Source organism: Longimonas sp., assembly GCF_040409695.1.
Lineage (GTDB): Bacteria > Bacteroidota > Rhodothermia > Rhodothermales > Salinibacteraceae > Longimonas.
The window spans coordinates 1-25984 of sequence record NZ_JARWGJ010000033.1; the positions used below are offsets into that span (position 1 = coordinate 1).

Here is a 25984-nt window from a genome sequence, read left to right on the forward strand (position 1 = left end):
TCCATGTCGCCAAGGGCTGCTTGTGTGGGAAGGTGTTGGTCCATCTCCCTTCCAAGCCGCCTGCGGCGACATGGTTTTTTCTACCCCTGATTGGCATAACCTTCTTCTACGTTGTGGTATTTGGACTGTGGATGGCCTGGGCGCATCTGAACGAGAACGATGCATCGACCCCTGAGCAGCAAGATACTTCCACCCCTTCTGCTCAAGCCCCCGCGCTCTCGTCGTAGGCTCTTATGGACCGCACTTCTCTCATCGGAACCGCGCAGGCTATTGCCGTGCGGAGTTTGCTGATCGTGCTGCTCTTTGTCGGGTACTGGACCGCCTGGCGTCCTGCACGAACGGTTGTACTGAACCAAGTGGCTGTTCCCGTGCTCCAATGGAGTGCCGAGCACGAAAACGATGTGCAGGCGAGCGCCGGACCGGCACGTCTCACACTGCCGAGCGGACAGGAACGCGGGCTTCCCGCACCTGCTGGTATCCCCTTTCTGCTGCCAGCCCTCTTCCTTGTCGCAGCCTTTCCCCGAAAGCCCTACTGGTTTCTTTTCTGGGTCGGACACTGCGCGCTGTTTTTTCTGATCGTTGCCTTATGGAGCGGAGCCCTTATGATGTGGCCGGGAGCCGAGGCGGTAGCTGGGTTTATGCAGACATATGGCGTTGACCTCTACAGCATCGGTGTTCCCGTTGCGCTGTGGATGTGGGAGCGTCGCCGAGGTAGCAGAACATAGCGATTACGACCCGCTTCCATTCGACTTGCTTCCTTTGAATCCCGACAGGCTACGCTCCGAAAGCAGGTTTACGTCGTAGGTTCGGATGCGGCCCGACGCTTCGGAAAACCGCTGCTGTGCAGCCTGTATCATGCGATGCATGAGCCTGTCAAACGGCACGCCACTTGGCTCCCACAGATAAAACGAGAACGATCCCGGAATGGTGTTGATCTCATTAAAGTACACGGCACCCGTGTTGCGGTCCATCATAAAGTCGATACGGGCTACCCCAGCGCATTCAAATAACTGGAAAATGCGTACTGCCTGCTCCTGTATAGCAGTAGTCCGTCCGCTATCTAACTCTGCAGGTATGATCCGGTCGAGCGACGCCATCCCTTCAGGGCCTCGTGCCTTCGCGCCTGACGAGCCGGCATCGTCTTCGCGCATGTACTTGTCCTGAAAAGAGAGCACCTCCTCTTCAGATGACGGAACGGGCTCTTCCAGTACGCTCGCTTCGGCTTCAGCCGGCGTGCCAAGCACCGAACAGTTAATCTCACGTAGCGCCGTTACAGCCTCCTCCACAATTACCTTACTGTCGTATCGGAATGCGTCTTCAATAGCGGCGTCAAGCTCAGCCCGCGTGTCGGCACGATCGATGCCGATTGAGGAGCCGCAGCGTGCGGGCTTCACGATGAGCGGGAGGCCCAGCATATCTATGCAGCGGTCAAGCTGCTCGTCTTCATGATGGGCCCATTCACTTTCGCGGAGCGCTACGAAGTCAACAACTGGGATGTCATGCAGACGACAGAGCTCTTTTGAGAGCACCTTGTCTATTCCAATTGCCGACCCGACCACACCGCTTCCGGTATACGGTACCCCCATCGCCTCGCACAGCCCCTGAATGCTTCCATCCTCGCCGGGGCCGCCGTGCAGGCCAAGGAGCATAACGTCAATTGTTGCACGCAGTGGCGTATGCCGCATGCGCTCCCAGCGCGACGCGGCAGGTACCTCTACGATGCGCAGGGTGCCATGGCGGTTAGGATGCAGGGCTACCGGAGTGGCTTGGGCGCGCAACCTGTCCAAGTCGCGATAGGTTTCTACGTCGAGCAGCGCGTCTCCGGTATACCAAGTTCCATCTTTCGCGATATAGAGCGGGATAGGGCGGTAGCGACTGCGGTCGAGAGCCGCTGCAGCCTGAAGGGCCGATATGATCGATACCTCATGCTCAGGGGCAACCCCGCCCAGTACAACACCGACGGTACATGTGGGAGTGCTCACGGAAGAACGTAGCTATTAGGTAGGGGCGTATTGGTGCATGCGAGCAGTCGACGTACAGGTCAGCCCGGTACGTATCAGGTGGGTCGCACGTCAAGTACAATCCAATTGTTCTGGATCCAGTTGTACACAACAAAAGCATTTCCTATGTTGCACTGTTCTCGTTCTGCATCCCATAAAACATGGCACTGTGCGGCTGGCTGTACTCTCCGACATTCATGCGAACCTGCAAGCGCTTCAGGCAGCGCTTCGCGTTGCGGAGCAGGCTGAGATCGACGCGATATACTGCTTGGGGGACATCGTGGGGTATAATGCCGACCCGGGCCCCTGTATTGATCTTGTACGCAAACACTGCGAAATCGTCGTACAAGGCAATCATGATCGAGCCGTTGCAACCGGCGAAGGGGTCGAAACCTTGCCACCTAACGCGCAGGCGGCAGTCTCGTACCAACGGTCTGTGCTAACCGAAGCACAGCTTTCGTTTTTGAAAGAGCTGCCCCTGCTTGAGGTTGTCGGTGACTGTACACTGGTACATGCCTCCCCTGATGCACCAAGCGCATGGAAACGCCTCTCCGCCTACCGGGATATCCGTGCGCAGTTCGACCATTTTGACACCCCATTCTGCTTTACCGGGCACACCCACGTTCCAGCAGTTATTGCAAACACACTTGGGGTGTTTGAAGTGCGAGCGGGCCACCGGTACCTGATCAATGTAGGAAGCGTAGGGCAGCCGCGCGATCACACGCCTAAGGGAAGCATTGTGCTGTTCGATACCGAAAAGCCGTACCATCGCTGCCTTCGATTTGCCTACGATGTAGAAGGAGCCGCCGAACGAATCAAGGAAGCAGGACTGCCCGAACGGCTGGCGCAGCGAATCTACAAGGGGCAGTAGGTCTCTGAAGAGTAAACGCTGCAGACGCCTCGCATTCGTAAACAGCGCAGGGAGAAGGGGGCGTAATCCCACAATTGATCTTTTTCTCGTATCAACAGTACACACTATGTATCCCTACTGTGTGTACATAATCAAGATATGAAACGACTTAACTTTACGCTCGACGAAGAAGCCGTCACACTGCTAAATGAGCTGGCTGCAACGTATTATGGCGGGAATAAGTCGCGTACGGTACGGGCGGCTCTCGAGAGCCTGGCTACCCACACCGGCCACGACGGATGGGTGATCTCCGGGTACACGCCGACCCAGCTCGACCATGAGGCTGCGTGCCATACATGCGGCACAACCTACGCCGAAGGTGATATCCTACTGCGTCCGGTGTTTGAACGGGGAGCCAGTCCGCAGGCGCTTACGTCGATCCCAGCAGAGGAGTGGCTCGACTGTCCACAATGTGCAGAAGACCGAACGGTGTAACAGACTACAGACTCCGTGTGCAGGTGCCGTGCTGATCTCCAGGCCAGGCGTTGCACTTGCCCGGCTCGATGTGTATCGTTCACTGTAGCCCGTCTTCCTACGTATCGACTTCCATTCCGGCTGCTATGCCCACCCCCCGTGTCGGATGCGCTGCCTTCCCAACCGATCTGCCATTTGCACGTCAGGTAGCTACAGCCCGCGACTGGCCCTGCATACAGGCTGACGTCACGCGTTTTCCAGACGACGAGATCGATGTGCAGTGGCCTGCTCCTCTGCCCCAAACGGTGGTACTGGTAACGTCGCTCGTGTCTACCCACGACCAGTCGGTGCACGACCGCATCATGGAGCTTGTGTTCGGGCTTCATCAGCTCAAAGAAGCTGGAGTAGCGCGCTGCATTGGACTGGTGCCCTATCTCGGGTATACGCGCAGCGATACAAAGGCCACTCCAACAAACTTGCTCGGGCTCAAAGCGATTGCCCGGCACCTCACATATGCCGGGTTAGACGCGCTGCTCACCGTTGACGCACACACGCCCGCTGCACTTCATAACGCGTTTAGCGGACCGACCTGGTCGATGAACCCGGTATCGGTTATGGCCGAACAGGTAGATCACCAGCTCCCTGAAGGCGCAAAGGTCGCCGTCTGCGCTCCAGATGCAGGCGCATGGAAGCGCGCCCAGGCATGGGCCCAGGCATTAGCTACCCCACAGCGTGGCCCCGTAGAACTGGCCCTTGTGCACAAGCAGCGTATCCGTCCTGATACCGTCACCCAAAACGCTTTTATGGGAGACGTAACCGGTCGCACGGTGCTTGTTGTGGATGACATGATCAGCACCGGTGGCACCATGGCCCAGGCCGTGCAAACCTGCTACGATGCCGGTGCACAGTCTGTATGGGCCGCTGTCACGCACGGACTTCTGTTAGACAGCGCCCCCACACGGCTTCGCACGGCTGGTCTTGAGCGGCTATTTGTCGCGAACACGATTCCCGCGGATCAGGTGACAAGTACGCCGCTTCACAGCCGTACGCATACTGTGGATGTGGCTCCACGCTGCGCGCAAGATCTTACGGCGGTCATGACGAGAGAAGCCTTTGCGCGACCCTCGCCGTGATAGCGTCCCAATGCGGGCTCATCACAGCTGGTCACGGCAAGAGGAAACCGGCGTCTGGTCGTCGCCTCTGTTTAGCGAAAGATCACAGCGCATCCGCATGACAGTGGAACCGGCACCTGCTCTCCTCGTTTTTCGGAAATAGACATACACAATGGGGCTATAGCTCAGTTGGTAGAGCGCTGCAATCGCACTGCAGAGGTCAGCGGTTCGAATCCGCTTAGCTCCACTGCCCCCGACCCTCGCCCGAGCCCTGTGCCCGAGCGGGGGTTTTTATATTTTTATATGACGTGCAGGCCGCGTGCTGCTATACAAGCAAAACGCAAAGCCCAAACGCAGGCCAACAAACAAAATACAGGGGAAAGCGGTGCGTGGCCATTATACCAATGCGCATCACGGAATACGTGCGTCCCGATGCTTGCAGCGTGGCCTGGCCTCTATCTGTAGAAGATTTCTGTCTGGTGCTGTTGCACGTAGAACAGTCTGCATCACGAATCTCGCAGCGGGCCTTTTCAAGAATACACCCGTAAAACGCGTACAGCCAAGTCCGCTCCATGCGGACCCGGCTGCATGCGAATAATCCTGTCTGTCTGCCATGCGGCAGAACAAGGACAGTTAGAACGTTTCAAGATACCGATCCAGCTCCCATCCTGATACCGAAGCAAGGTACTCCGTATACTCTACGGTCTTCGCTTCGATAAACTTCTCGCTCACGTGAGAGCCGAGCGCTTCAAGAATGACGTCGTCTTCCTTCAGCGCATTAACGGCCTGCCCCAGCGTGCTGGGCAGCGTTTCAATACCGCGCTCAACGCGGTCGGCCTCCGTAAAGTCATAGATGTTCTCGCGTACGGGTCCAGGAGCCTCCATCTCCCGCTCGATGCCGTCGAGGCCGGCGTGTATCATCACGGCGAGCGCCAGGTAAGGATTGCACGACGGATCGGGCGAACGCAGTTCGATGCGTGAAGCTGCAGGAACACGCGCAGCCGGCTTGCGGACCAGCGCTGAGCGGTTCACATCGCTCCATGCAATGTAAATAGGCGCTTCGTAGCCCGGCACAAGGCGCTTGTACGAGTTCACGGTTGGGTTGCAGATGGCCGTGAGCGCAGGGGCATGCTCCAGAATTCCGCCCAGGAACTGATAGGCCTGCGTGCTCAGGTTGAACTCATCGTCGTCGTCATGGAACAGGTTCGTGCCGTCTTTGAAGACCGAGAGGTGCGTGTGCATTCCCGATCCGTTGATGCCAGCAATGGGCTTCGGCATGAACGTGGCGTGCGTGCCATGCAGTCCGGCTACCGCACGCACCACAGCGCGGAACGTCGCAATGTTATCGGCGGTGGTCAGCGCATCGGCATACTTAAAGTCAATCTCATGCTGTCCGCGAGCCACCTCGTGGTGACTGGCTTCGACCTCAAAGCCCATCTCCTGCAGCATGTAGATGATCTCGGCACGGATCTCCTGGGCCATGTCTTTCGGGCCCAGGTCAAAGTAGCCGCCTGCGTCGTGTGTCTTTGTTGTAGCGCGCCCTTCCTCATCTTGCTCAAAGATGAAAAACTCCGGCTCCGGCCCTGCATTGATCTCGAAGCCGTGGGCTTCGGCACGCTCAATAGCGCGATGCAACACAAACCGCGGGTCTCCAGCAAAGGGCTCGCCCGTAGACGTATTCATAACGTCGCAGATAAGCCGTGCTGATACCGTACCATCGGAGCGCTGGCTGCGCCAGGGCAACAGCGCAAACGTATCGGGGTCGGGCTCCAGGCGCATGTCCGACTCTTGAATGCGCACAAACCCCTCGATTGAGGAGCCGTCAAAGTAGATCCCTTCGCTGAACGCTTTTTCAGCCTGGCCTGCCGGAATCGATACGTTCTTGACCGTGCCCAGGATGTCTGTGAACTGCAAGCGCAGGAAGTCAACGTTCTCCTCCTCGATACGCGTTAAGATGTCTGCTTGGGTCATTGTGCTTCTGTAAGGTAGTCGTGAGAAAACGAATGGGAAAAGGCAAGACGTTATGCCTCATGTTATGCCTCCTCGGTAGGGGCAAATACTTCGATCGGGCGTGTCGGCACGGTACGCGTCTCCTTAAAGGTGCTGAGTACGATACTCGTGGATGTGCCTGATACCCCCGGAAGGGCCTGAATACGTGACAGAAAGCGCTCCAGCGAGGTCGTGTTTTCAGTACGAATCTTAAGCACATGCGACCCTTCGCCGGTGATAGAGTGCACTTCCAATACCTCGGTCATGGCTGTAGCCGCATCCACAAACTGAGGATAGTGCTCGGAGCCGTCTACCCCGACACGGATAAACGCGGTGATGTCAAACCGAAGACGCTTGGCATCAAGCACCGCGTGATAACCCTGAATGATGCCGTGGGCCTCAAGCTTGCGCATCCGCTCGCTCACTGCAGACACCGACAGCCCGACTTCTTCAGAGATTGCGTTGCGCTGGATGCGACCATCCTCCTGCAACAGCGCAAGAATCTGCGCGTCAATCTCGTCAAGCGTGTGGCTCATTTTTGCCCGATTGCTTAATTATTTTTGGTTACAAGGGCATTGTACACCATTATTTTTGGCTTGTCAAGTACAAAACAAAAAAATATTCTATAAAGGAAATGGTAGCGCTTCCAGCATATTGCAGGGGGCCTCTCTGAGCAGTCTATCCTAAAATAACGCTCCCAGCCGAGTCGGCTCTGGCGCTTCCGGTTCGGGGACTGCTCGTTCCTCCACACCTCAACCTCTTCGGGCATGGTGCAGCCCGTACATGCCAGAACATAAAGAGCCCCCGAGCGAGCCGGCACGGACGCTCGGGGGCAAAAGTGCGACAAACGGGAAACCAGACGCTGAAAAACAGATGCTGTCCGGTCCGGTCACATGGTAAAAGACGCGGCGAACAACGTGATGATGAAACAGGACCTCGGCAGCCTATCTACTCAGCGCAGGCGAGTCCTTGGTCTCTGATCGCCTGCACAGAGGCCTCGGCCAGTCCGTCAACACGCGTTAGATCGTCAAGACGAGAGAAGGGGCGCGCATCTGCAATGCCCTGAGCGGTAGCCGGGCCTACGTTGGTGATACGGACAAGCTCGTCTGGCGCTGCGGCGTTTATGTTGATGCACCGCGCGGCGATGAGCGCATCCACGTCGGCGGTCGGCTCCACGTCGAAGGTGCCGTCAGGGCGTGCGCTGATGCGTATGGTGCCGTGGGTGTCGGTGCGGTACACCTCGGCCCCGACGCTATCATACAACAGCATCGCCTCGTCGTGCGGGTGCCCGTAGCGGTTGTCGGCCCCAATGCCTGCCAGCACGACCTGTGGACGCAGCTGGTCGATGGCTTCACGTACATCGCCGTTGCGGCTGGCGTGGTGACTGGCCTTATGGACCTGTACATCAGGAAATAGATCAGGGTGGTTGGCAAGAAGCCACGCAAACTGATCATGCTCAGCATCCCCATAAAAGGAAGCCTTGAACGTTCCATACGTCAGGAGCAGCCCCACGCTGTTGTCGTTGAGTCCGAGATCCTCGTCGTTGGGAGGCGGAACGATCTCAATGTCCACCGGGCCAAACTCGATGGTCTGGCGATCCGGATCCAGCAGCTGCGAGCCCGCCGCCTCAATGGCGTCGAGATAGCGCTCGTAGGTGCGTGTGGTATGAGCCATTCCGCTGTCGATAATAAAGCGCGGCTGGTAGGCTTCGATGACAGCGGGCAGACCGCCGATGTGGTCTTCATGCGGATGCGAAGCAATAATCATATCGATCTGCTCGATCTCAAGAGCACGAAGCTGGCTCAACACATCAGCCCGCCGGGGGCCGCCATCATAGAGGATGGTCTGACCCTCGGGGCTCTGCAGCAAGACCGCGTCTCCCTGGCCCACGTCAAGCATAGTGATCTGCAGCGGCGCTGCCGAAGAAGCGGCGTCGCCAGGCGCCGCAGCATCGCCATTGGTTACTTCAGGCTCGGGAGATGCGTCTGCCGTTTCATCGGAGGGTGCCGATGCCTCACAGCCCAGCCCGAAGACGAGAAGGGCCACGGCAGGAAGGATAGAAAAGAAAAAAGAGCGGGGCATCATAGCGAGATGGGGCCGTCCGGTTTGGAAGAAGATAGCTTGTTACGACGCGCTTGCAAGTTGTCGCGCCGGCGTTCGGTGGCGTCGGTATCGCGCGTGAAGGTGACCGTGCTCGATTGCGCTCCGGCCTCGAGGTCGGCGTGCACGACGTCGCCTTCTGATACATCGGTGGGAAGCCAGGCGGTGGGCACATCGAGCATTGTGCCATCCGGCATTTCGAGCACGGCCCATTCGCCGTCTTCGATGCGATCAATAATGTAACGGGCAGAAGACATAGCGTGTGTGCTGTTAGCTGGATTTGACGTGAACAATGCTCATGTAAGTAACACAGGCAGAGATACGGAGGCGGGTATACTCGGTTCACTGCGAGGGCAAGAGCGATAAAGGCTGGAGACACGAAAGGGGACGTGCTGCCCGGATGAAATTAACGCCCTCCCAGCACTTCAGACTTGACATTACCGCTTTTTTCAGTACTTTAATTAAACGTGGGGAAAAGTGGGGGACTTTCCCATATAGTCCGATATGGTCCGAAAGCGTTCGCATTCCTCTGGTTTGCGGATACGTTTCAAGAGCAGGGCATGCTGCTGTGCCGCGCCTAACGAGTTTCATCTGGATGGTATTTGATGGTATTTAAGGGACAGGCTGAGCATACCATTGATAGCAAAGGACGGGTTGCCATTCCGGCAAAGATGCGCAAGGTGCTCGGCGACGCAGCGCAGTCCCCATTCACGATTACGCGAGGATTTGAGCAGTGCGTTGTGCTCTATCCTGCGAAGCGCTGGCAAGCGATTGAAGACGAAATCGCCGCGCTCAACATGTACAACCGGGCCACGCGCGACTTCGTACGCATCATTATGATGTGGGCCGAAGACGTTTCGCTCGATGCGCAGGGCCGCGTTCGGCTACCGAGCTCGCTTGTTGACTTCAGCAACCTGCAAGACACCGCCCGCATCATTGGCGCATTCGACCACATTGAAATCTGGAATCCTGAACGCTTCCAGTCGTACCTTACCCAGCAGCCCAGCAACTACGAAACGCTGGCAGAACGCGTGATGGGCATGTAGGGCATGGGCATCTGCCCCCCATCACATTTCGCTGCTATAACGACCGCCTTCTTATTACCATGGCCAACGCGTCTCCAAACGGTTCTGACACCCCCTCTTCAGCCTATGCAACCGCGTACCACGCGCCCGTAATGGCGCTCGAAGTATGCAACAGCCTCATTACAGATGCGTCGGGCACCTACGTAGACGCTACAGCTGGTGGGGGCGGACATACCGAAGCCCTACTTGATGCGCTTGCGCCGGACGGGCAGGTTATCGCTGTTGATCAAGACCCCGAAGCGCTCGGAGCCGTACAAAGCCGGCTCGCAGGGGACGTGGAAGCAGGGCGCCTGCATCTGATACGCGGAAACTTTCGCGACCTGCCTACGCTGCTTCGAGAGGCGGGTATAGACACAGTGAGCGGGCTGCTTCTCGACCTGGGCGTATCGTCGCATCAGATTGATGAGCCCGAGCGCGGATTCAGCTTCCAGGCCGACGGGCCGCTCGACATGCGTATGGATCCGGAGCGTCGGCTTACGGCTTATGCCATCGTAAATGAATGGCCTCATGGCGACCTGGCACGGGTGCTGGGGCGCTACGGGGAAGAACGCTACGCAGGGCCCATAGCTCGTGCAATCGTCGAAGCCCGCCCGCTCAACACCACGGGGGAGCTTGCCGAGGTTATTCGTAATGAGGTGCCGGGGCACGTGGTAACAAAAACGTTGGCACGCGTCTTTCAAGGGCTGCGGATTGCGGTGAACGGCGAGCTGGAGGCGCTCGAAGCAGTGCTCGAAACCAGCCCTGATATACTGCCTGCCGGACGGCGTATTGCGGTGCTTAGCTATCATTCGCTGGAAGACCGCCGCGTAAAGCGCTTCCTGCGCGACGGTAACTTTGAGGGCACTGTGCAGCGTGATATCTACGGCACGCGCATTGCACCGTTTGCACCCGTCGACGCGTCGCCACAGACAGCCTCTGCGGCGGAAGTGGAGAAGAACCCGCGTGCACGGAGCGCACGGCTACGCATCGCCGAACGGCGTGCCGAAGACGCGGCAGGCCCCCCTGTGCCGTAATAACTGCACTGTGCACAAACCGTACACCCCGAACCGATATGGCTTTTTCGCGCCCTCCACGTGCGCCCAGCTCCGCCTCGTCGTCGCGCCGCTCCTCGGCACGCACGTCAGGGGCCTCTGCGGCGCACGGCCAGCGGTCTACGAATGGGACGTCTTCACCACGTGCATCCAAGAGCGCATGGAGGCGGCACGGCACGGCATTGCCGAGCTGGACCGACCTTGAGCACACGAATGCACGCCGCTACGCCCCAAAGTCTGGTGAGGCGTTCCTGGAGCAGGTACCCACGTGGAAGTTTGCTCTTGTCGTTATCCTACTCGCTGCGTCGTTTACCGGGTACGTGTGGCATGTGAACGCGACCCAGCAGCTTCTGGCCGACGTTCAGCAGGCCGAAGCCGAGAATCAGTCGCTGCATATTCAGTACAACTATCTGCAAGGCGAGCGCGCCCGGCAAACGGGGCCGTCCGTTATCTACGAACGGGCCCGTGCGCTCGGGCTTGAAGAGACCGTCGCCTTTGGGCCGAGCATTCCTCGCGAAGCGCTCTCAGACCGCTAAACCGTTTTCCTCTTTCTTACACTGCAGCTGCCGTGAACGCCCGCGACGCAATCCAATTACGGATGTACATCGTCCTGGTCCTGCTGGGACTCATTCCGCTGCTTGTGGCTGCCCGTATCGGACTCATTCACCTTATTGAGGGAGATGAATTGCGCGCCCGAGGTGAGCAGCAAGCACATTCTGAGCAGGTCATTCCGGCCATGCGTGGCGCCATTCTCGACCGGCAAGGCAACGCGCTCGCTATCAACACCGCGACCTACGACATTGCGCTCGACCCGACGGTAGACGGATTCGCCGGGGTGGCCGAACGGTTTTACGAGGCGCTGGCCTCGGTGACAGACCGATCTGCAACATACTATCGTAACCGGGTGCGCTCGCGGACAAGTCCGCAGTACGTTCTCTTGCGGCGCGGGCTCGACGAGTCGCAGCGCAGCGTGATCGAGGAATGGAGCGTGCCGGGACTCATCATGACGCCGCGCTTTGCCCGTACATACAACCATGGCACCAGCGCTGCGCACATTCTGGGGCACATCGGGAGCGATGGCGAAGGACTGGCGGGCTTAGAGCTGCAGTACAACGAGTACCTGACCGGGACGCCCGGGCGGCGGGCGGTGCAGCGCGACCGTCGCGGGCAGATCAAAGCACTGGTGGGCGGGCGCGAGGTGGCTCCGCAGCAAGGCCAGAGCCTGGTGCTTACCATCGATCGGATGTGGCAGGTAGCACTCGAAGACGAACTGGCGCGCGGGGTGCGCGAGCAGGGCGCCGCGTGGGGCACTGCCATCGCGATGGATCCGCGCACCGGAGCAATCCGGGCAATGGCAAACGTGCCCACCTACAATCCCAATCGGGCTTCTGCGTTTTCGGATGCGCAGCGCCGCAACCGCGCGATCACAGATCGCTTCGAGCCCGGCTCGACCTTTAAGTTTGTGACGGCGGCAGCGGCGCTTGAGCAAGGCCACGTAACGCTGCAAGACACGATTGATACGGGCGACGGGTGGGCGGTCTACTCCGGCTACACCATGCGCGACATCAGCGCGTACGGTGCAATCCCCTTTCGAGAAGTGCTGGCCAAGTCGAGCAATGTAGGCACCGCCGAGGTGGCCAGCCGCATTCAGCCAGGTACGCTCTACCAGTATGCCCGCAACTTTGGGTTTAGCCAGCCAACCTGGATTGATCTTCCGGGAGAGGTGAGCGGTGTATTACGGCGTCCTTCAGAGTGGAGCCGAACAACGCCTACGTCTATGAGCATCGGCTATGAGGTGGCGGTAACCCCTATTCAGTTGCTTTCAGCTTACAGTGCACTAAGCAACGGTGGTGTGCTGGTAAAACCGCACGTGGTTGCCGAGCGGCGTGATTACAGGGGCAACACGCTCTGGGAGGCCGAGCCCGACACCATACGGCGGGTCGTAGAACCGGAAACGGCAGCACTGCTTACCGAAGCGCTGCAAGACGTCGTCGAAGAGGGTACCGCTACCGCTGCTCGTATCGAAACCGTTCCCATCGCTGGAAAGACAGGAACGGCCCTGGCTGCGCAGGGCGGACAGTACACCCGAAATCAGACCCGAGCGTCGTTTGTCGGCTCTTTTCCGGCCGACGATCCTGAAGTGACGCTGCTTGTTCTTATTGGGGCGCCCCAGCAGGGCATGTATGGCGGAGACGTGGCTGCACCCATCTTCAACCGGATTATGCGCCGCTGGCTAACGACCCTTCCGGGGACCTCCGCACGCCTGATGCAGGCGGCCACGCTTCCCGAAGATACGACCGCCACGCCTCCCTCTGTACAATCCGTGCAATCTGTACAACCCGCTACGCTTTCGGTTGACGACCCTGCGACGATGCCTGACTTCCGGGGTATCGGTATGCGAACGGCGCTCCACTGGCTGGAGGCGCAGGGGGTAGACGTTACGCTGCGCGGTACAGGCGTCGTAGCACGGCAGTCTATCGAGCCCGGAGGCGCGCTCCCCGAAGCAGTAACGCTCATTAGCGAGTAACGAATATGGGACTCTCGGAATCCGACATCAGATCGACCGTCCCGCCGGCGTCGCGCACCGTGCGTTTTGATACGCTCCTCGATCGGCTTTACGCTGCCGGGGTAGTCACCGATGTCGTGCATGGCGACCAGGTAGACGCCGGTGCCACGTGCTCACTGGCGCAAGTGGCCGACGACAGCCGGAAGGTGCGCGAAGGAGCATGCTTCGTGGCAATTCCCGGAAATGCTGCCGACGGGCACGCCTATATCGAGATGGCCATCAATCATGGCGCGCACGTCGTAGTCGCCGAGCGGCTCCCTGAGAGCCCGTCCACGCAGTATCCTGGTGTCCGATTTGTGCAGGTGTCCAACGCGCGAATCGCGCTGGGGCATAGCGCTGCAGCTTACTACGAAGACCCGGCGCGCGAGCTGAGCATGATCGGCATCACCGGAACCAACGGCAAGACAACAACGGCATATCTTACGTACAACGGCTTGCAGGATGTTGGAGAAACTCCAGGCCTAATTAGCACAGTAGAGGTGCGAACGCGTACGCTTGCTGTTAACGCAGCCCTCACAACACCGGGCCCGATCGAACTGCAACGCACGCTCCGCCGCATGGTCGATGACGGATGCACGGCCTGCGTCATGGAAGTCTCCTCGCACGCGCTCGACCAGTATCGCACCACGCCCATTGGATACGACGTAGCGCTCTTTACCAATCTAAGCACCGACCACATCGACTATCACGGCACCCCCGCGGCCTATCAGGCAACGAAGAAGCGCCTCTTCGATGGCCTTTCCGCAGATGCAACCGCGATCTACAACCGCGATGATGACGCCGGGCCTGCTATGGTGGCCGACACAGCAGCTACGGTTCGGTCGTACGGTACGCACCCGCAAGCCGATATTGCGATGCGCCGCGTCGACGCGCAAGCCCGAGGGCTCTCCATGCGGTTGGACGGCCACGACGCTACCTTTCAGGTAACCGGACGCTTCAACGCGTACAACCTGGCTGCTGCGTATGGTGCACTGCGGGCCTGCGGCGCCGACGCTGATGCAGCGTGCCGTGCGCTCGAATCAGCCCCTTCTGTGCCCGGACGCTTCGAGCGCCTCGATCTTGAGGCCGGACCTACCGTCATTGTTGATTATGCACATACCCCGCACGCGCTGGAGTCCATTCTGCAGACGCTTCGTCCTCTCGTGCCAGACACCGGTGCGCTGTGGTGCGTGTTCGGATGCGGGGGCGACCGCGACACAGGTAAACGTCGCCTTATGGGCGGCATGGCCGAGACGCTGGCCGACCGTGTGATCGTGACAAACGACAACCCGCGCACCGAAGACCCCTACGCTATTCTGAACGATATTCGGCGGGGCATGAGCCGTCCGGCTGATGCATGGTGGATCCCCGACCGTGCCGCCGCGATCGAAGAAGCCGCGCGTCGCACATCTCCGTACGATGTAGTGCTCATTGCGGGCAAAGGGCACGAAACGTATCAGATTATCGGCGATGAGCGCCATGCCTTCGACGATCGGGTTGTGGCACGACGTCACTTTGAAGCCTACCACACCTCCGGGCAGCCTGATCTATTCGATTAATTCTGTTTCTGGCCTGGCACACTATGCCCCTCTTCACACCGTACCCCACCGACTGTTCTTAGCCACCTTAATGCATGCTCTACGAACTCCTGAGCCTAATTGAGCGCACGCTCGATCCGCCGGGCTTTCAAGTCTTTCAGTTTATTACTGTACGTGCCTCGCTGGCTGCGCTCACAGCGCTCGTGATTGCGCTGTTCGCAGGGCGTCGTATCATTGTGTGGCTTGAGCGACAGCAGCTTGGCGAGCGCGTTCGCACCGGCGATGCTTCGGGTACAGTAGACCATGCCCATAAAGCGGGAACGCCCACCATGGGTGGTCTAATTATCTTACTGGCTCTGCTGGGTAGCGTGCTGCTCTGGGGCGATCTGCGCCAGCCGTACGTATGGCTGGCGCTGGTCGCCACCGCCTGGATGGGCGCCGTAGGGTTTGCCGATGACTACATCAAAACGGTGCTCAAACAGAAAGACGGACTACCCGCACGGTATAAGGTACTTGGTCAGGTCGGTATCGGCGTAGTCGTTGGCGCTGTGCTATACTTCACACCGGCCTTTGCCGAGTACAACAGTCTTACGTATCTCCCTTTCATAAAAGACTATTCGCTCGACTATTACTTCTTCCGCGACTGGGTAACAACGAGCATTGATCTCGGCTGGCTGGTCTACATTCCGGTGGTCGTGTTTATCATGAGCGCCGTTTCCAATGCCGTAAACCTTACCGATGGACTTGACGGACTCGCGGCGGGCGTAACGGCGTTTGTGTCGCTCGGGCTCATGGCGCTGGTGTATGTGTCAGGAAACGTCAACCTGGCCACATTTCTAAACGTGATGCACCTGCCCGGCACGGGCGAGCTTACGGTGTTCTGCGCCGCAATGGCGGCCGCATGCTTCGGGTTCCTGTGGTACAACGGCTACCCGGCTTCGGTATTTATGGGGGATACGGGTGCGCTTGCCCTCGGTGCGGCGGTAGGTGCCGTTACGCTTATGGTGCGAAAAGAGCTGCTGCTTCCTCTGCTGGGTATTGTGTACTTTGCGGAAGCGCTATCCGTAATCATTCAGACCGGATACTTCAAGTATACGCGCCGCAAGACCGGCACCGGAAAGCGCGTCTTTCGGATGGCGCCGCTGCATCACCACTACGAAACACAGGGCACACATGAAGCCAAAATCGTGACCCGATTCTGGATCATCACAGCGCTTACCGTTATTGCTGCACTGCTCACGCTTCGCATCCGCTAACCAGATTGCCTGTCGGATTGCCTGCAACGCACCCGCGCCTCGTCTCGAACGCGAGTCCTCAGCCAAACAAGCTGTAGAGACCGGCCCCCTACCCCTATATCTTCAGACCCTGAGTAATCGCTTTTTCGCCCCGTGCTTCGACCTATGGCTCCTTCCTCAATTGCCGGCAATCGCATCACCATTGTGGGCGGCGCTCGTAGCGGGCAAGCTGCTGTGCGTCTCCTGGGGGATGCGGGCGCCCAGCTTTTTCTGACAGAACAGGGGCCGCCCAGCGACGCGGTGCTCGACGTGCTGCAGCAGTACGATGCAGCGTACGAGTTCAACGGACACAGCAACCTGGCCCTCGATGCCAACATTATGGTGCTGAGTCCGGGCGTGCCTTCTACGGCCCCACTGGTGCAGCAAGCCAAAGAGCGGGGCATACAGGTGGTGTCAGAGATCGAGATGGCATCCTGGTTCTGTGACGCCCCGATCGTGGCGATAACCGGCACCAACGGCAAAACGACTACGACCGAGCTAACAGGGCATGTGCTACGCAGCACGCTCAGCGACGACACTGAACGACGCGTTATCGTAGCCGGCAACATCGGCATTCCGTTCAGCGACCACGCCGCGGCGGCGCGCCCGAATGACATTGTGGTGCTCGAAGTGTCGAGCTTCCAGCTTGATCACGTAGACGCGTTCCAGCCGCGCGTGAGCGTGCTCCTGAACATTACCCCCGACCATCTTGATCGCTACGGGGGCGACGTAGACGCTTACGCAGCAAGCAAGGCACGTATCATGGCGCAGCAGAAAGCCGGTGATGCAGTCATCTACAACGCTGACGACGAACGCGTAGCTGCTGCTGTACATCAGGCGCATCCAGACAGCGCCGCAGCGCGCCCGAACGTGTATGGATTTAGCCAGCAGGCCCCTCTCCAACAGGGGCTCTACGTGAGCGATGGGCAGCTCTGGCTCCGCCAGGATGGCGCCACAGATATCTCGCTCTTTGAAACGAGACACATTGCACTTCGAGGTCGTCACAACCGCTATAACGCCATGGCTGCGACGCTTGTCGCTGTTGCATTCGGAGTACCTATAGATACCACGCGACGTGCGCTGCAGTCCTTTGAAGGCGTACCGCATCGCCTGGAGGCCGTGCGCACGCATCGAGGCGTGCTCTACGTGAACGACTCAAAGGCCACCAACGTGGAAGCCGTATGGTATGCCCTGGAAAGTTTTCAGCGCCCGGTCGTACTCATTGCTGGCGGGCGCGACAAAGGAAATGACTATGCGCCCCTCAAACCCCTTGTTCGTGCCGGTGTGCGCACCGTAATCGCGCTGGGCGAAAGCGCTGACACCGTCATGCGTGAGCTTGGTCCGCAGGCCGAGGCATGCGTGCACGCAACGTCGATGCGTGATGCTGTTGCGCACGCGCAGCGCCTGGCTGAGCCTGGCGACGCTGTGCTGCTTAGCCCAGCCTGTTCCTCGTTCGACATGTACGCCAACTACGAAGAACGCGGCGACGTTTTCCGGCGTCTGGTTCAGGCCCTGTAACGTGCCGTGTTGCACCTTCTGCATGGCAAAGCCGCTGTTCGTAAACGTCTGTGCCAGCCCCACTCTCGCTTTAACGATCCACTCGCACCGTCGTGAAAAAAATTTTCCGCGCCCTTGCTACTCGATTCCAGAGCCTGCCGCCGGCCGACAAGTACGTCACCTGGGTGGTGCTTGTGCTGGCGGCGTTTGGGGTAGTTGCTGTGTATAGCTCGATCACGTTCTTTGCCGAAATGCGTTCTGGTGGCAACACCGAGCTCTTCCTGGTTAGGCACCTCACGCGCGTCGTGCTTGCACTAAGCGCTATGTTCGTTGTAAGCATGATCGACTATCGCATCCTGGCACGCTACAGCCGCATCGGGCTGCTGGGAGCCCTCGGGCTGCTCTTCACCGTGAAGGTTATGGGAGCATTTGCAGAAGGGCCGGCTCGTTGGCTCACCCTGGGCGGGTTTGGGTTCCAGCCGTCGGACATAGCGCGCGTCGCGCTTGTGCTCTATGTTGGCGTGCTGCTGACCCAGAAGCAAGAATACATCAAAAGCTTCAGCCGCTCCTTTTTGCCCGTGCTGGTATGGGTGGGGATCACGGTCGTGCTGGTTGGACTCGAAGATCTGTCTACCTCAGCCGTAATGGTCATGGCTGTCATTGTGATGTGCTTTATTGCACGCGTCAGTACCATGCAGATCGGTGTGCTGGCCATGCTGGGGCTACTTCTGGGAGTGGGGCTGATTCTGGCAGAACCTCACCGGGCCGCGCGTGTCGAGTCCTTCATTGGCACCAACATGTTCGCATCTACCGATGCGGAATACGTGCTCGACCGGCAGGGCGAAGGCTACCAGGCCGATCAGGCCCGCATCGCTTTTGCAATGGGCGGACTTACAGGAGTGGGGCCAGGGAAAAGCGTACAGCGCGATTTTCTGCCCACCCCCTACAACGACTTTATCTTTGCCATCATTGCTGAGGAGTACGGGCTGCTCGGTGCCCTGGCTCTGCTGGGTGCGTTTTGCTTGCTGCTCTTCCGAGGCTTCTTGCGTATTGCCCGTGACGCACCTGACCCCCTGGGCGCGTTCCTGGCAACGGGGTTTACCACACTCATCGCGCTCTACGGATTTATCCATGCTGGCGTGTCGTGCGGCCTCCTTCCTGTTACCGGACTGCCCATGCCGTTTGTGTCGTACGGCGGTACCTCTATGATTGCCAACGGAATCATGGCAGGTATCTTACTGAACATATCGCGACAGACGAACGCATCCAAAGAAAACACATGAGTACACGTCCGCCCCACATTCTGCTGGCAGGAGGAGGTACCGGTGGGCATGTCTACCCGGCTATCGCGATTGCCGATGCTATACGGCACGAGCATCCTGATGCCGTGGTCGTGTTTGCCGGTACGCGCCACCGGCTCGAAGCGCGTGCCGTGCCTAAAGCAGGCTATGCCTTGCATCCCATTACGGTAAGCGGATTTCAGCGTGCGTGGACATGGGATAATCTCGCATTTCCCGTTAAACTTGTGCGCGGCGTGGTGCAAAGCTGGCGGCTCGTCGGTGCCATACAGCCCGACGTGGTCGTGGGTACGGGGGGATACGTGGCGGGGCCCGTTGGACTGGCCGCCTGGATGCGGGGCGTGCCCCTGGTTATTCAAGAGCAGAATGCGTACGTGGGCGTCACGAATCGCTTGCTAAGCTCGATGGCTGCATCGATCCATGTGGCCTTCCCAGAAGCAGCAGAGCAGCTGCCTGAGCAACGTACACACCAGAGCGGCAACCCTGTACGCGAGCGGCTTCTGTCAGTCGATGCATCGGCTGTGCGACGCCAGTATGAACTTGATGATGAAGCAACGGTTTTGCTTGTAACGGGCGGCTCGCTGGGGAGTGCAGCGCTCAACGAGGCAGTGCGTCAGCACCATCAGGATCTGCTACAGGCGTTTCCAAACGTGCATCTGTGGTGGCAGACCGGGAGCCGTTACTACGAAACGCTCTACCGGCAGGTAGACTCCCATCCGCGCCTGCGGCTGATGGAGTACATCGACCGCATGGACCACGCTTATGCGGCGGCCGACCTGGCACTCTGCCGCGCCGGAGCCCTTACGTGCAGCGAACTGCTGGCCACGGGAACGCCCTCGGTCCTGGTTCCGTCGCCCAATGTCGTAGCCGACCATCAGACAAAGAATGCGAAGAGCCTGCGCGATGCCGGGGCCGCGAAAGTGCTTGCCGAATCCGACCTGCACGATCGGCTCTTTGATGCACTCCATGCGCTCCTGAACACCCCCGACACCCGAGCCGAGATGGCACGTGCTGCTCGAGCACAGGCACAGCCTCATGCGGCCCGCACTATTGCGCAAGACGTACTTCGCCTTGCATCGTCCCCTTCCACCCATACCTCGGCCCCTTCATGAGTACATCGCGACGACGACAGCCCGCTCTGGGACGCATTCGAAAAGTCCACATGGTTGGCATTGGCGGCATCGGCATGAGCTCCATCGCCGAGGTGCTCCTAAACCGGGGGTACCGGGTAAGCGGGTCAGACCTGAAAACCAGTGACGTGACCGACCACCTTGTGTCGCTGGGCGCCACGATCTACCAGGGACACGACGCCACGCAGGTGGGCGATGCCGACGTGGTGGTCTACTCGTCGGCCATCGACCCCGATGCGAATCCCGAAACGCAGGCGGCCGACGAGCGGCGCATCTCGCTCATCCCACGCGCCGAGATGCTCGGTGAGCTCATGCGCATGAAGTTTGGCGTGGGCATCGCCGGCACGCATGGCAAAACAACCACGACCTCTATGGTCGGCCTGGTTACCACGGAAGGCGACTTCGACCCGACCATCATCGTGGGTGGAAAGGTCGCGGTGTTCGGGTCGAACGCCGTCGCCGGAGAGGGCGATATTATCGTGATTGAGGCCGATGAGTACGACCGCACGTTTCTTCGTCTTACGCCCTCGTTGGCTGTCATTACGAGCATCGAGGAAGACCACCTCGATATCTACGAAGACCTCGACGACATCAAGCAGGCTTTCGTGCAGTACGCCAACAGCGTGCCCTTCTTCGGCGCCGCGATTGTCTGTCTCGACGACCCAAACGTGCAGTCTATTGTAGGACGCATTGAGCGGCGTGTGCTCACATACGGCACCACGCGACAAGCGCAGATTCGTGCCGAAAGCGTTGCGCATGACGGACTTGGGACGCGCTTCACGGTGATGCATGGCACCGACGAGTTGGGCACGATTCGCTTGTCGGTACCCGGGCGTTACAACATCCGCAACGCCTTGGCTGCAGTGGCTATTGGATACGAACTTGACATCCCGTTTGCGGATATCCGAGACGGGCTCGCACGCTTTTCAGGGGTGCAGCGGCGCTTCGAAAAAGTTGGCGAGGCAGCAGGCGTGACAGTCATCGACGATTACGCGCATCATCCTACCGCACTGAACGGTACGCTGCAAGCGGCCAGCGAGGGCTTTCCCAACCGCCGTCTGGTTGCCGTTTTTCAGCCCCACCTGTACTCGCGCACCCGCGACATGCTCGATGACTTTGCGCGCTCGTTTTTCAACGCCGACCTGCTCGTCATCACCGACGTGTATGGAGCTCGCGAAGCACCGATTGATGGCGTGAGTGGACGCGCGCTGGCCGAGCGGGCCCGTGACTTTGGGCACCAGTCGGTACAGTGGGTGGCAGCGCTCGACGAGCTTCCCGGGCGCCTTCTTGAGGTGACACGTCCGGGCGACGTAGTGCTCATGCTCGGAGCAGGAGATATCTGGCGGGCCAGCCGCAAATTTGTGACGGCGCTCGAAGAACGGGCGTCGGAAGAGGCAAACGGTGGAGGGGCAACCCATCAAGAGCAAGCGTTTACCGGAGCTGAAGCCACCGACGCGTCGTCATGAACCTACCAGACTGGCTACGTATTGAGTCTCGCTCCGGCCCGTCGTTCATTGCCTCGCTGGTTGTGGCCGTGTGCGTATGCGCAGTGATTGTCGTGCTGGGGTGGCGCTGGTACGCCGGCGGCACCATGCAGTCTATGTCGGTATCAGGAGCGACCGTGCTGACGGCGGATTCGGTACGGGCGTTGGCCCACCTGCGCAGCGGGATGTCGCTACGCGAGGTTGACCCCGAACGCACAACGGCTCGTCTAACACGCCACCCCTGGATTGCCGATGCGCAGGTGCGCACGCATCCATTTCGTAACCATGTAGCGGTAGCGCTGGACGAGCGCACCCCGGTGGGCCGCTGGGTCGACGCGGAGGGGCGCCCTCAGTTCTATCTGGATGCACACGGATATGCTCTTCCGCTCCGTAACGATAGTGTCTTCGACGTACCCCTGGTGTACGACGACTCCATTTCGTATCATCAGCATGAGCCTGTTGCGCGACCGGAACTACGGCAGGCGCTTCGTGCCATTGCCGGATCTGGAACGACCTACGACATAATTTCCGGCATCGAGATAGGGCCCGATCATGCGGTGCAGCTGTACGTTACGCATCCGCAAGGCCATGCGATGACAGTCCGGCTCGGAAAGCAAGGGTATCCAGAAAAACTTCGACGCCTCGAAGCGTTTCATACGCATGTGATCCAGCAGACTGCAGATCCGGTACGCACGATCGACCTTCGCTTTCGGGGGCAAGTGATCACCCGGCCATGACCAGCGAGTTATGGTCAGTAAGGGCATCGAATAACGCAACACATGTACGTTTCTTTCGCACCACGCATTTACACATACCATGGATGGACAGATCGTAGTGGGGGTCGATATTGGCACAACAAAAGTGTGCGCCGTAGTGGCCGCTGAAGACGAGCTTGGCGAGGTCAATATCTTAGGCATGGGCATGGCGGCCTCAGATGGGCTTAATCGTGGCGTCGTAGTCAATATCGATCGTACCGTGAACGCGGTGCGCAAAGCCATTGAGGAGGCCGAGCGAGCGGCAGGCGTGGAGGTGCACCATGTAATTGTGGGAATTGCAGGCGACCACGTACAAAGCTTCCAGAGCCATGGCGTTGTCACTATTCGCTCCGGCGAGATTACCGAGCACGACGTGCAGCGGCTGCTCGAAGACACGATGCAGGTAGCGATGCCAGCCGACCGTGAGATCCTGCACGTGATTCCGCAGGAGTTCGTCGTAGACGGGCAAGACGGCGTAGCCGACCCCGTTGGGATGAGCGGCGTGCGCCTGCAGGCGAACGTCCACATCATCACCGGGCTGGTTTCGGCAGCAAAGAACATCTACCGGTGTATCGAAAAAGCCGGATTTGAGGTGGCAGACATCGTGCTCGAACCTCTCGCTTCCTCGTTTGCCGTGCTCCACGAAGACGAGAAGGAGGTGGGGGTGGCACTTATCGACATTGGGGGCGGTACCACCGATATTGCGGTGTTCGAAGACAACACCATCCGCCACACGGCTGTAATCGCTGTTGCCGGTAATAAAGTCACCGACGATATTCGCAAAGGCGTGAGCGTAATGCGCGACCAGGCCGAGCAGCTAAAGCGCCAGTTTGGCACTGCGCTCGTCGACTTTGCAGATCCGAGCGAGCAGATTGAGATTCCGGGTATTGCGGGACGTCCCGAGAAGACGATCGGGCGTGATACGCTGGCTCAGGTCATTCAGCCCCGCATGGAAGAGCTGCTGGAAATTGCTGCGATCGAGATCAAGCGGAGCGGCTACGGCCGGCACCTGGGCGTTGGATGTGTGCTCACGGGCGGCGGGTCGCTGATTCCTGGTACAGCCGAGCTGGCGGCTGAAGTGCTGGGCATGGAAGCGCGCATCGGACGCCCGATGGGACTTGGTGGGGGACTCGTTGAAGAGGTGACCGACCCGAAGTTTTCCACGGGTGTAGGGCTGGTGCTCTACGGGATGCGGCCCGAAATCATCGGAGGCCCTACGCTGAGCGAAGACGTGGAAGCGCGAAGCAGTGCCAATGGTAAGACCGAAGGGCAGACGCTGATGGATCGCTTGGCAGCCCGCATGAAAGCGTGGTTTGACGAGCTCTAAGTAACTTCTCCAAGATTAAAAAACACGTCGCAGGGTCCGATAGCCTGTATTCGCACCGGAGAAGGCGTCGGGGCCCATGCTTGAGAACAGCAAAGGGTGCACGGGACTTTTGACGGACGTAAGCAAACGAGTCACACGTCGCTATTCCCCAAATGTGTAAAGATAGCCCAACAATATATTTTGAATAAGTTGTGAACATACCAGCTCGGCATGCATAGACATCGCTCAATAATTTGGAAGCAACCGTTCTTCTCGTTACAATAGGTGTAGCATTTACACCAATTCTTAGTCATGGCTCTAAGAGCCTGTCTGGGTTTTGGCTTGTATGCGAGAGCGAGCAGCCCATTGAAGCCGCCTGCAGCGCCCCGGTCGCAGGGAGGAAATACCCCTGGGATGCTCAAATTAATAAATTAAATAGGCTATTAAAGTGCAGCGTAACACGTTGCGATACTCATTATGGCGTCTGGTCTAAGAAATTGAAGGACCGACGTTTCCTGCGGTATATTTTATCAGCCCCGCGTGTCTTACCGGTGCTTCAATGCTATACCTATCAAAGCGGATGCACAGCATCTACACCAAAAACGACTTATCAATAGCACCATAAGAGCACGTGCTCTGCGCAGCACACAGAGAAGATGTATGGAGATGCGCTGTTGAAAGAAATGATGGAAGAAATGATATTTACGCATTTACGCAAGCGTTGAACATATTTCTCACACTGTCATAGGCTAACAACGAGTGCACCGTTTCTGCGAAACTGCTCATTTCGTGAGGGGCACTTGCGTTTGTATTTGTATCCAACCTGGAGGGACCCATGGATAATGATTTTGGATCACGATTCTCGTTTGACGACGCAGCCAACGAAGAAGCAAAAATCTGTGTAGTCGGTGTTGGGGGAGGCGGAGGAAACGCCATCAACAACATGATTGAGAAAGGCATTCGCGGTGGAGTCGAGTTTATCGCAATCAACACGGACTCACAGGCGCTTGCCGAAAATAAAGCCTCTCATAAGGTGCAGGCAGGTCGCACGTTAACGAAAGGCCTCGGTGCTGGTGCGCGCCCTACAATCGGCGCTGAAGCTGTTGAGGAGAACAGCCATGAGATCGAGCAGGCGCTCGAAGGATACGACATGGTGTTCATCACAGCAGGCATGGGAGGCGGTACCGGAACGGGGGGAGCCCCAGTGGTGGCCTCCATCGCCCGCAGCATGGATATACTCACGGTTGCCGTGGTCACAAAGCCATTTGCATGCGAGGGCGGGCGCCGGATGAAAACAGCTGAAGAAGGGATTGAACTGCTGCGCGAGAACGTCGATACGCTTATCATCATCCCGAACGAGCGTCTCCTCGATATCGTCGATGACAACACAAGCCTGATCGAGTCTTTCGCAAAAGCAGATGAGGTCCTTTACAACGCCACGCGTGGGATCAGTGACCTGATCACCGTACACGGCCTGATCAACCTGGACTTTGCTGATGTGAAGACGACAATGAAGGACGGCGGTACGGCCCTGATGGGATCTGCCATGGCTTCAGGGAGCGACCGTGCAGAGAAGGCTGCCATCAAAGCAATTAGCAGTCCGCTGCTCAACGGCTTAACGGTTGCCGGCGCAAGCAATGTGCTTGTGAACATCACATCCAGCACCTCACTCGGGCTGCGCGAAACGACCAAGGCAACCAGTGTCATTCAGAACGAAGCAGGCGAAGACGTTGAAGTCATTCTGGGCACTGTGATTGATGACGACATGGGCGAAGATATGCGCATCACCGTCATTGCTACGGGGTTTGGCCAGGACGATAATACGATGGATAACCCCGGGCATGGGGAGCAGAACGCTCAGGGACAAGCCCCGCAGAGCGGCGTGCGTCGTACCGTTCCACTCGATGGCGAAGACTCATCGTATCGCTACAAAGGAGAGGATAACCTGCGCACTCTTGACACGCCGGCCTACGAGCGCCGTAGCGCACCGGGGAGTGACAATGACGCGCCGGGTTCTTCTGACGAGAATAGCCAGCAGAAGAAAAATCAATCGGGCGGGCAGCGTGACAGTAGCCCACGTATCCGACGCCTGCGTGCCGATGATGATGCGGATGAACGGAAAGACCGAAGTGAACGCATCCGCAAAGATGATACTGATACCCCCGCATTTCTTCGCAAGATGATGGATTAGGAGGAATCTTGTGATGTTTCCTCCTCGATTTCGGGGCCCTCCAGCCCCACCACGACCCCCGTTTGCTACTGATCAAAGGAGCATCGCAGGGCCCGGCTAACGATTGAGCACCGTTCGCCTGTCGTGGATTGCGTATGTGGAGGTAGCATACTTCCGCTTGCGCACAGATAAAACGCCACGCTTCCAGCTATATGGGAGCGTGGCGTTTCTGTATGACTTCCCCACAGTTTTCCTGCAGCTGCTCGGGTAGTGCCTAAAAAGTAAGCGCGCAGCCTATGAGGCGCTCTCAGGCGGTGCATAGAGAAGTGTAGAGGAGGGTATCTGC

23 protein-coding genes and 1 tRNA gene are annotated in these 25984 nt (G+C 58.6%); 19 read left to right on the top strand and 5 right to left on the bottom strand.

Going from position 1 to position 25984, the window contains the following annotated elements:
• Both PPP56_RS01685 and PPP56_RS01690 read left to right on the top strand, forming a co-directional pair.
• The coding region (locus tag PPP56_RS01685) for a hypothetical protein (RefSeq protein ID WP_353562147.1) at positions 1–227 on the top strand (227 nt) is incomplete at its 5' end.
• Between the two features lie 6 nt (positions 228–233).
• Positions 234–725: a hypothetical protein gene (locus PPP56_RS01690; protein WP_353562148.1), complete on the top strand. Its 492-nt coding sequence runs from the start codon at positions 234–236 to the stop codon at positions 723–725.
• Between the two features lie 3 nt (positions 726–728).
• Here PPP56_RS01690 and PPP56_RS01695 read toward each other — a convergent pair whose 3' ends face one another.
• Positions 729–1982, bottom strand: a complete 1254-nt coding sequence (locus tag PPP56_RS01695) for a D-alanine--D-alanine ligase family protein (protein ID WP_353562150.1) — start codon at positions 1980–1982, stop codon at positions 729–731.
• Positions 1983–2169: 187 nt separating this feature from the next.
• Here PPP56_RS01695 and PPP56_RS01700 point away from each other — a divergent pair, with 187 nt between their 5' ends.
• The 4 genes from PPP56_RS01700 (at position 2170) to PPP56_RS01715 (ending at position 4683) form a co-directional block, all read left to right on the top strand.
• Positions 2170–2871, top strand: a complete 702-nt coding sequence (locus tag PPP56_RS01700) for a metallophosphoesterase family protein (protein WP_353562152.1) — start codon at positions 2170–2172, stop codon at positions 2869–2871.
• Between the two features lie 138 nt (positions 2872–3009).
• On the top strand, positions 3010–3345 hold the full coding sequence (locus tag PPP56_RS01705; RefSeq protein WP_353562154.1) for a hypothetical protein: 336 nt from the start codon (positions 3010–3012) through the stop codon (positions 3343–3345).
• Between the two features lie 125 nt (positions 3346–3470).
• On the top strand, positions 3471–4457 hold the full coding sequence (locus PPP56_RS01710) for a ribose-phosphate diphosphokinase (protein WP_353562156.1): 987 nt from the start codon (positions 3471–3473) through the stop codon (positions 4455–4457).
• A gap of 153 nt (positions 4458–4610) precedes the next feature.
• Positions 4611–4683, top strand: a tRNA-Ala gene (locus tag PPP56_RS01715).
• Between the two features lie 386 nt (positions 4684–5069).
• On the opposite strand, the gene glnA is transcribed toward PPP56_RS01715, so the two are convergent.
• The 4 genes from glnA to PPP56_RS01735 form a co-directional block, all read right to left on the bottom strand.
• Positions 5070–6407: a type I glutamate--ammonia ligase gene (gene glnA / locus PPP56_RS01720; RefSeq protein WP_353562157.1), complete on the bottom strand. Its 1338-nt coding sequence runs from the start codon at positions 6405–6407 to the stop codon at positions 5070–5072.
• A gap of 62 nt (positions 6408–6469) precedes the next feature.
• Positions 6470–6961, bottom strand: a complete 492-nt coding sequence (locus PPP56_RS01725; RefSeq protein ID WP_353562158.1) for an Lrp/AsnC family transcriptional regulator — start codon at positions 6959–6961, stop codon at positions 6470–6472.
• 412 nt (positions 6962–7373) lie between these two features.
• Positions 7374–8510: an MBL fold metallo-hydrolase gene (locus PPP56_RS01730; RefSeq protein ID WP_353562160.1), complete on the bottom strand. Its 1137-nt coding sequence runs from the start codon at positions 8508–8510 to the stop codon at positions 7374–7376.
• Positions 8507–8782 (bottom strand): DUF3006 domain-containing protein, encoded by a 276-nt coding sequence (locus tag PPP56_RS01735; protein WP_353562162.1) that lies wholly within the window; start codon positions 8780–8782, stop codon positions 8507–8509. Before PPP56_RS01735 ends, PPP56_RS01730 begins: the two co-directional genes overlap by 4 nt.
• 348 nt (positions 8783–9130) lie before the next feature.
• Between PPP56_RS01735 and mraZ the strand changes: the two genes are divergently transcribed.
• The 13 genes from mraZ to ftsZ all read left to right on the top strand — a co-directional run bounded on the left by mraZ (position 9131) and on the right by ftsZ (position 25659).
• Positions 9131–9571 (top strand): division/cell wall cluster transcriptional repressor MraZ, encoded by a 441-nt coding sequence (gene mraZ / locus PPP56_RS01740; RefSeq protein WP_353562221.1) that lies wholly within the window; start codon positions 9131–9133, stop codon positions 9569–9571.
• 59 nt (positions 9572–9630) lie between these two features.
• Positions 9631–10623 (top strand): 16S rRNA (cytosine(1402)-N(4))-methyltransferase RsmH, encoded by a 993-nt coding sequence (gene rsmH, locus PPP56_RS01745; RefSeq protein WP_353562165.1) that lies wholly within the window; start codon positions 9631–9633, stop codon positions 10621–10623.
• 38 nt (positions 10624–10661) lie between these two features.
• Positions 10662–11177, top strand: a complete 516-nt coding sequence (locus PPP56_RS01750; protein WP_353562167.1) for a hypothetical protein — start codon at positions 10662–10664, stop codon at positions 11175–11177.
• Between the two features lie 32 nt (positions 11178–11209).
• Positions 11210–13168, top strand: a complete 1959-nt coding sequence (locus PPP56_RS01755) for a PASTA domain-containing penicillin-binding protein (RefSeq protein ID WP_353562169.1) — start codon at positions 11210–11212, stop codon at positions 13166–13168.
• Positions 13169–13173: 5 nt separating this feature from the next.
• The gene (locus PPP56_RS01760; protein WP_353562171.1) at positions 13174–14745 is read left to right on the top strand and encodes a UDP-N-acetylmuramoyl-L-alanyl-D-glutamate--2,6-diaminopimelate ligase; all 1572 of its coding nucleotides are present in this window, start codon (positions 13174–13176) and stop codon (positions 14743–14745) included.
• Between the two features lie 74 nt (positions 14746–14819).
• Positions 14820–15980: a phospho-N-acetylmuramoyl-pentapeptide-transferase gene (gene mraY, locus PPP56_RS01765; RefSeq protein ID WP_353562173.1), complete on the top strand. Its 1161-nt coding sequence runs from the start codon at positions 14820–14822 to the stop codon at positions 15978–15980.
• A 144-nt stretch (positions 15981–16124) separates the two neighbouring features.
• Positions 16125–17516: a UDP-N-acetylmuramoyl-L-alanine--D-glutamate ligase gene (gene murD / locus PPP56_RS01770; RefSeq protein WP_353562175.1), complete on the top strand. Its 1392-nt coding sequence runs from the start codon at positions 16125–16127 to the stop codon at positions 17514–17516.
• A 92-nt stretch (positions 17517–17608) separates the two neighbouring features.
• On the top strand, positions 17609–18778 hold the full coding sequence (locus PPP56_RS01775; RefSeq protein ID WP_353562177.1) for an FtsW/RodA/SpoVE family cell cycle protein: 1170 nt from the start codon (positions 17609–17611) through the stop codon (positions 18776–18778).
• Entirely contained in the window at positions 18775–19905 is a 1131-nt protein-coding gene (gene murG, locus PPP56_RS01780; RefSeq protein WP_353562179.1) for an undecaprenyldiphospho-muramoylpentapeptide beta-N-acetylglucosaminyltransferase, read from the top strand. The genes PPP56_RS01775 and murG overlap by 4 nt, the downstream gene beginning before the upstream one ends.
• Positions 19902–21389, top strand: coding sequence for a UDP-N-acetylmuramate--L-alanine ligase (gene murC / locus PPP56_RS01785; RefSeq protein ID WP_502912538.1), 1488 nt, complete (start codon positions 19902–19904; stop codon positions 21387–21389). Before murG ends, murC begins: the two co-directional genes overlap by 4 nt.
• Positions 21386–22144 (top strand): cell division protein FtsQ/DivIB, encoded by a 759-nt coding sequence (locus PPP56_RS01790; protein WP_353562181.1) that lies wholly within the window; start codon positions 21386–21388, stop codon positions 22142–22144. Before murC ends, PPP56_RS01790 begins: the two co-directional genes overlap by 4 nt.
• Before the next feature lie 79 nt (positions 22145–22223).
• Entirely contained in the window at positions 22224–23489 is a 1266-nt protein-coding gene (ftsA, locus tag PPP56_RS01795; protein WP_353562183.1) for a cell division protein FtsA, read from the top strand.
• 814 nt (positions 23490–24303) lie between these two features.
• A complete protein-coding gene (ftsZ, locus tag PPP56_RS01800; RefSeq protein ID WP_353562185.1) occupies positions 24304–25659 on the top strand; it encodes a cell division protein FtsZ in 1356 nt (451 codons plus the stop codon).
• Positions 25660–25984 lie beyond the last annotated feature (325 nt).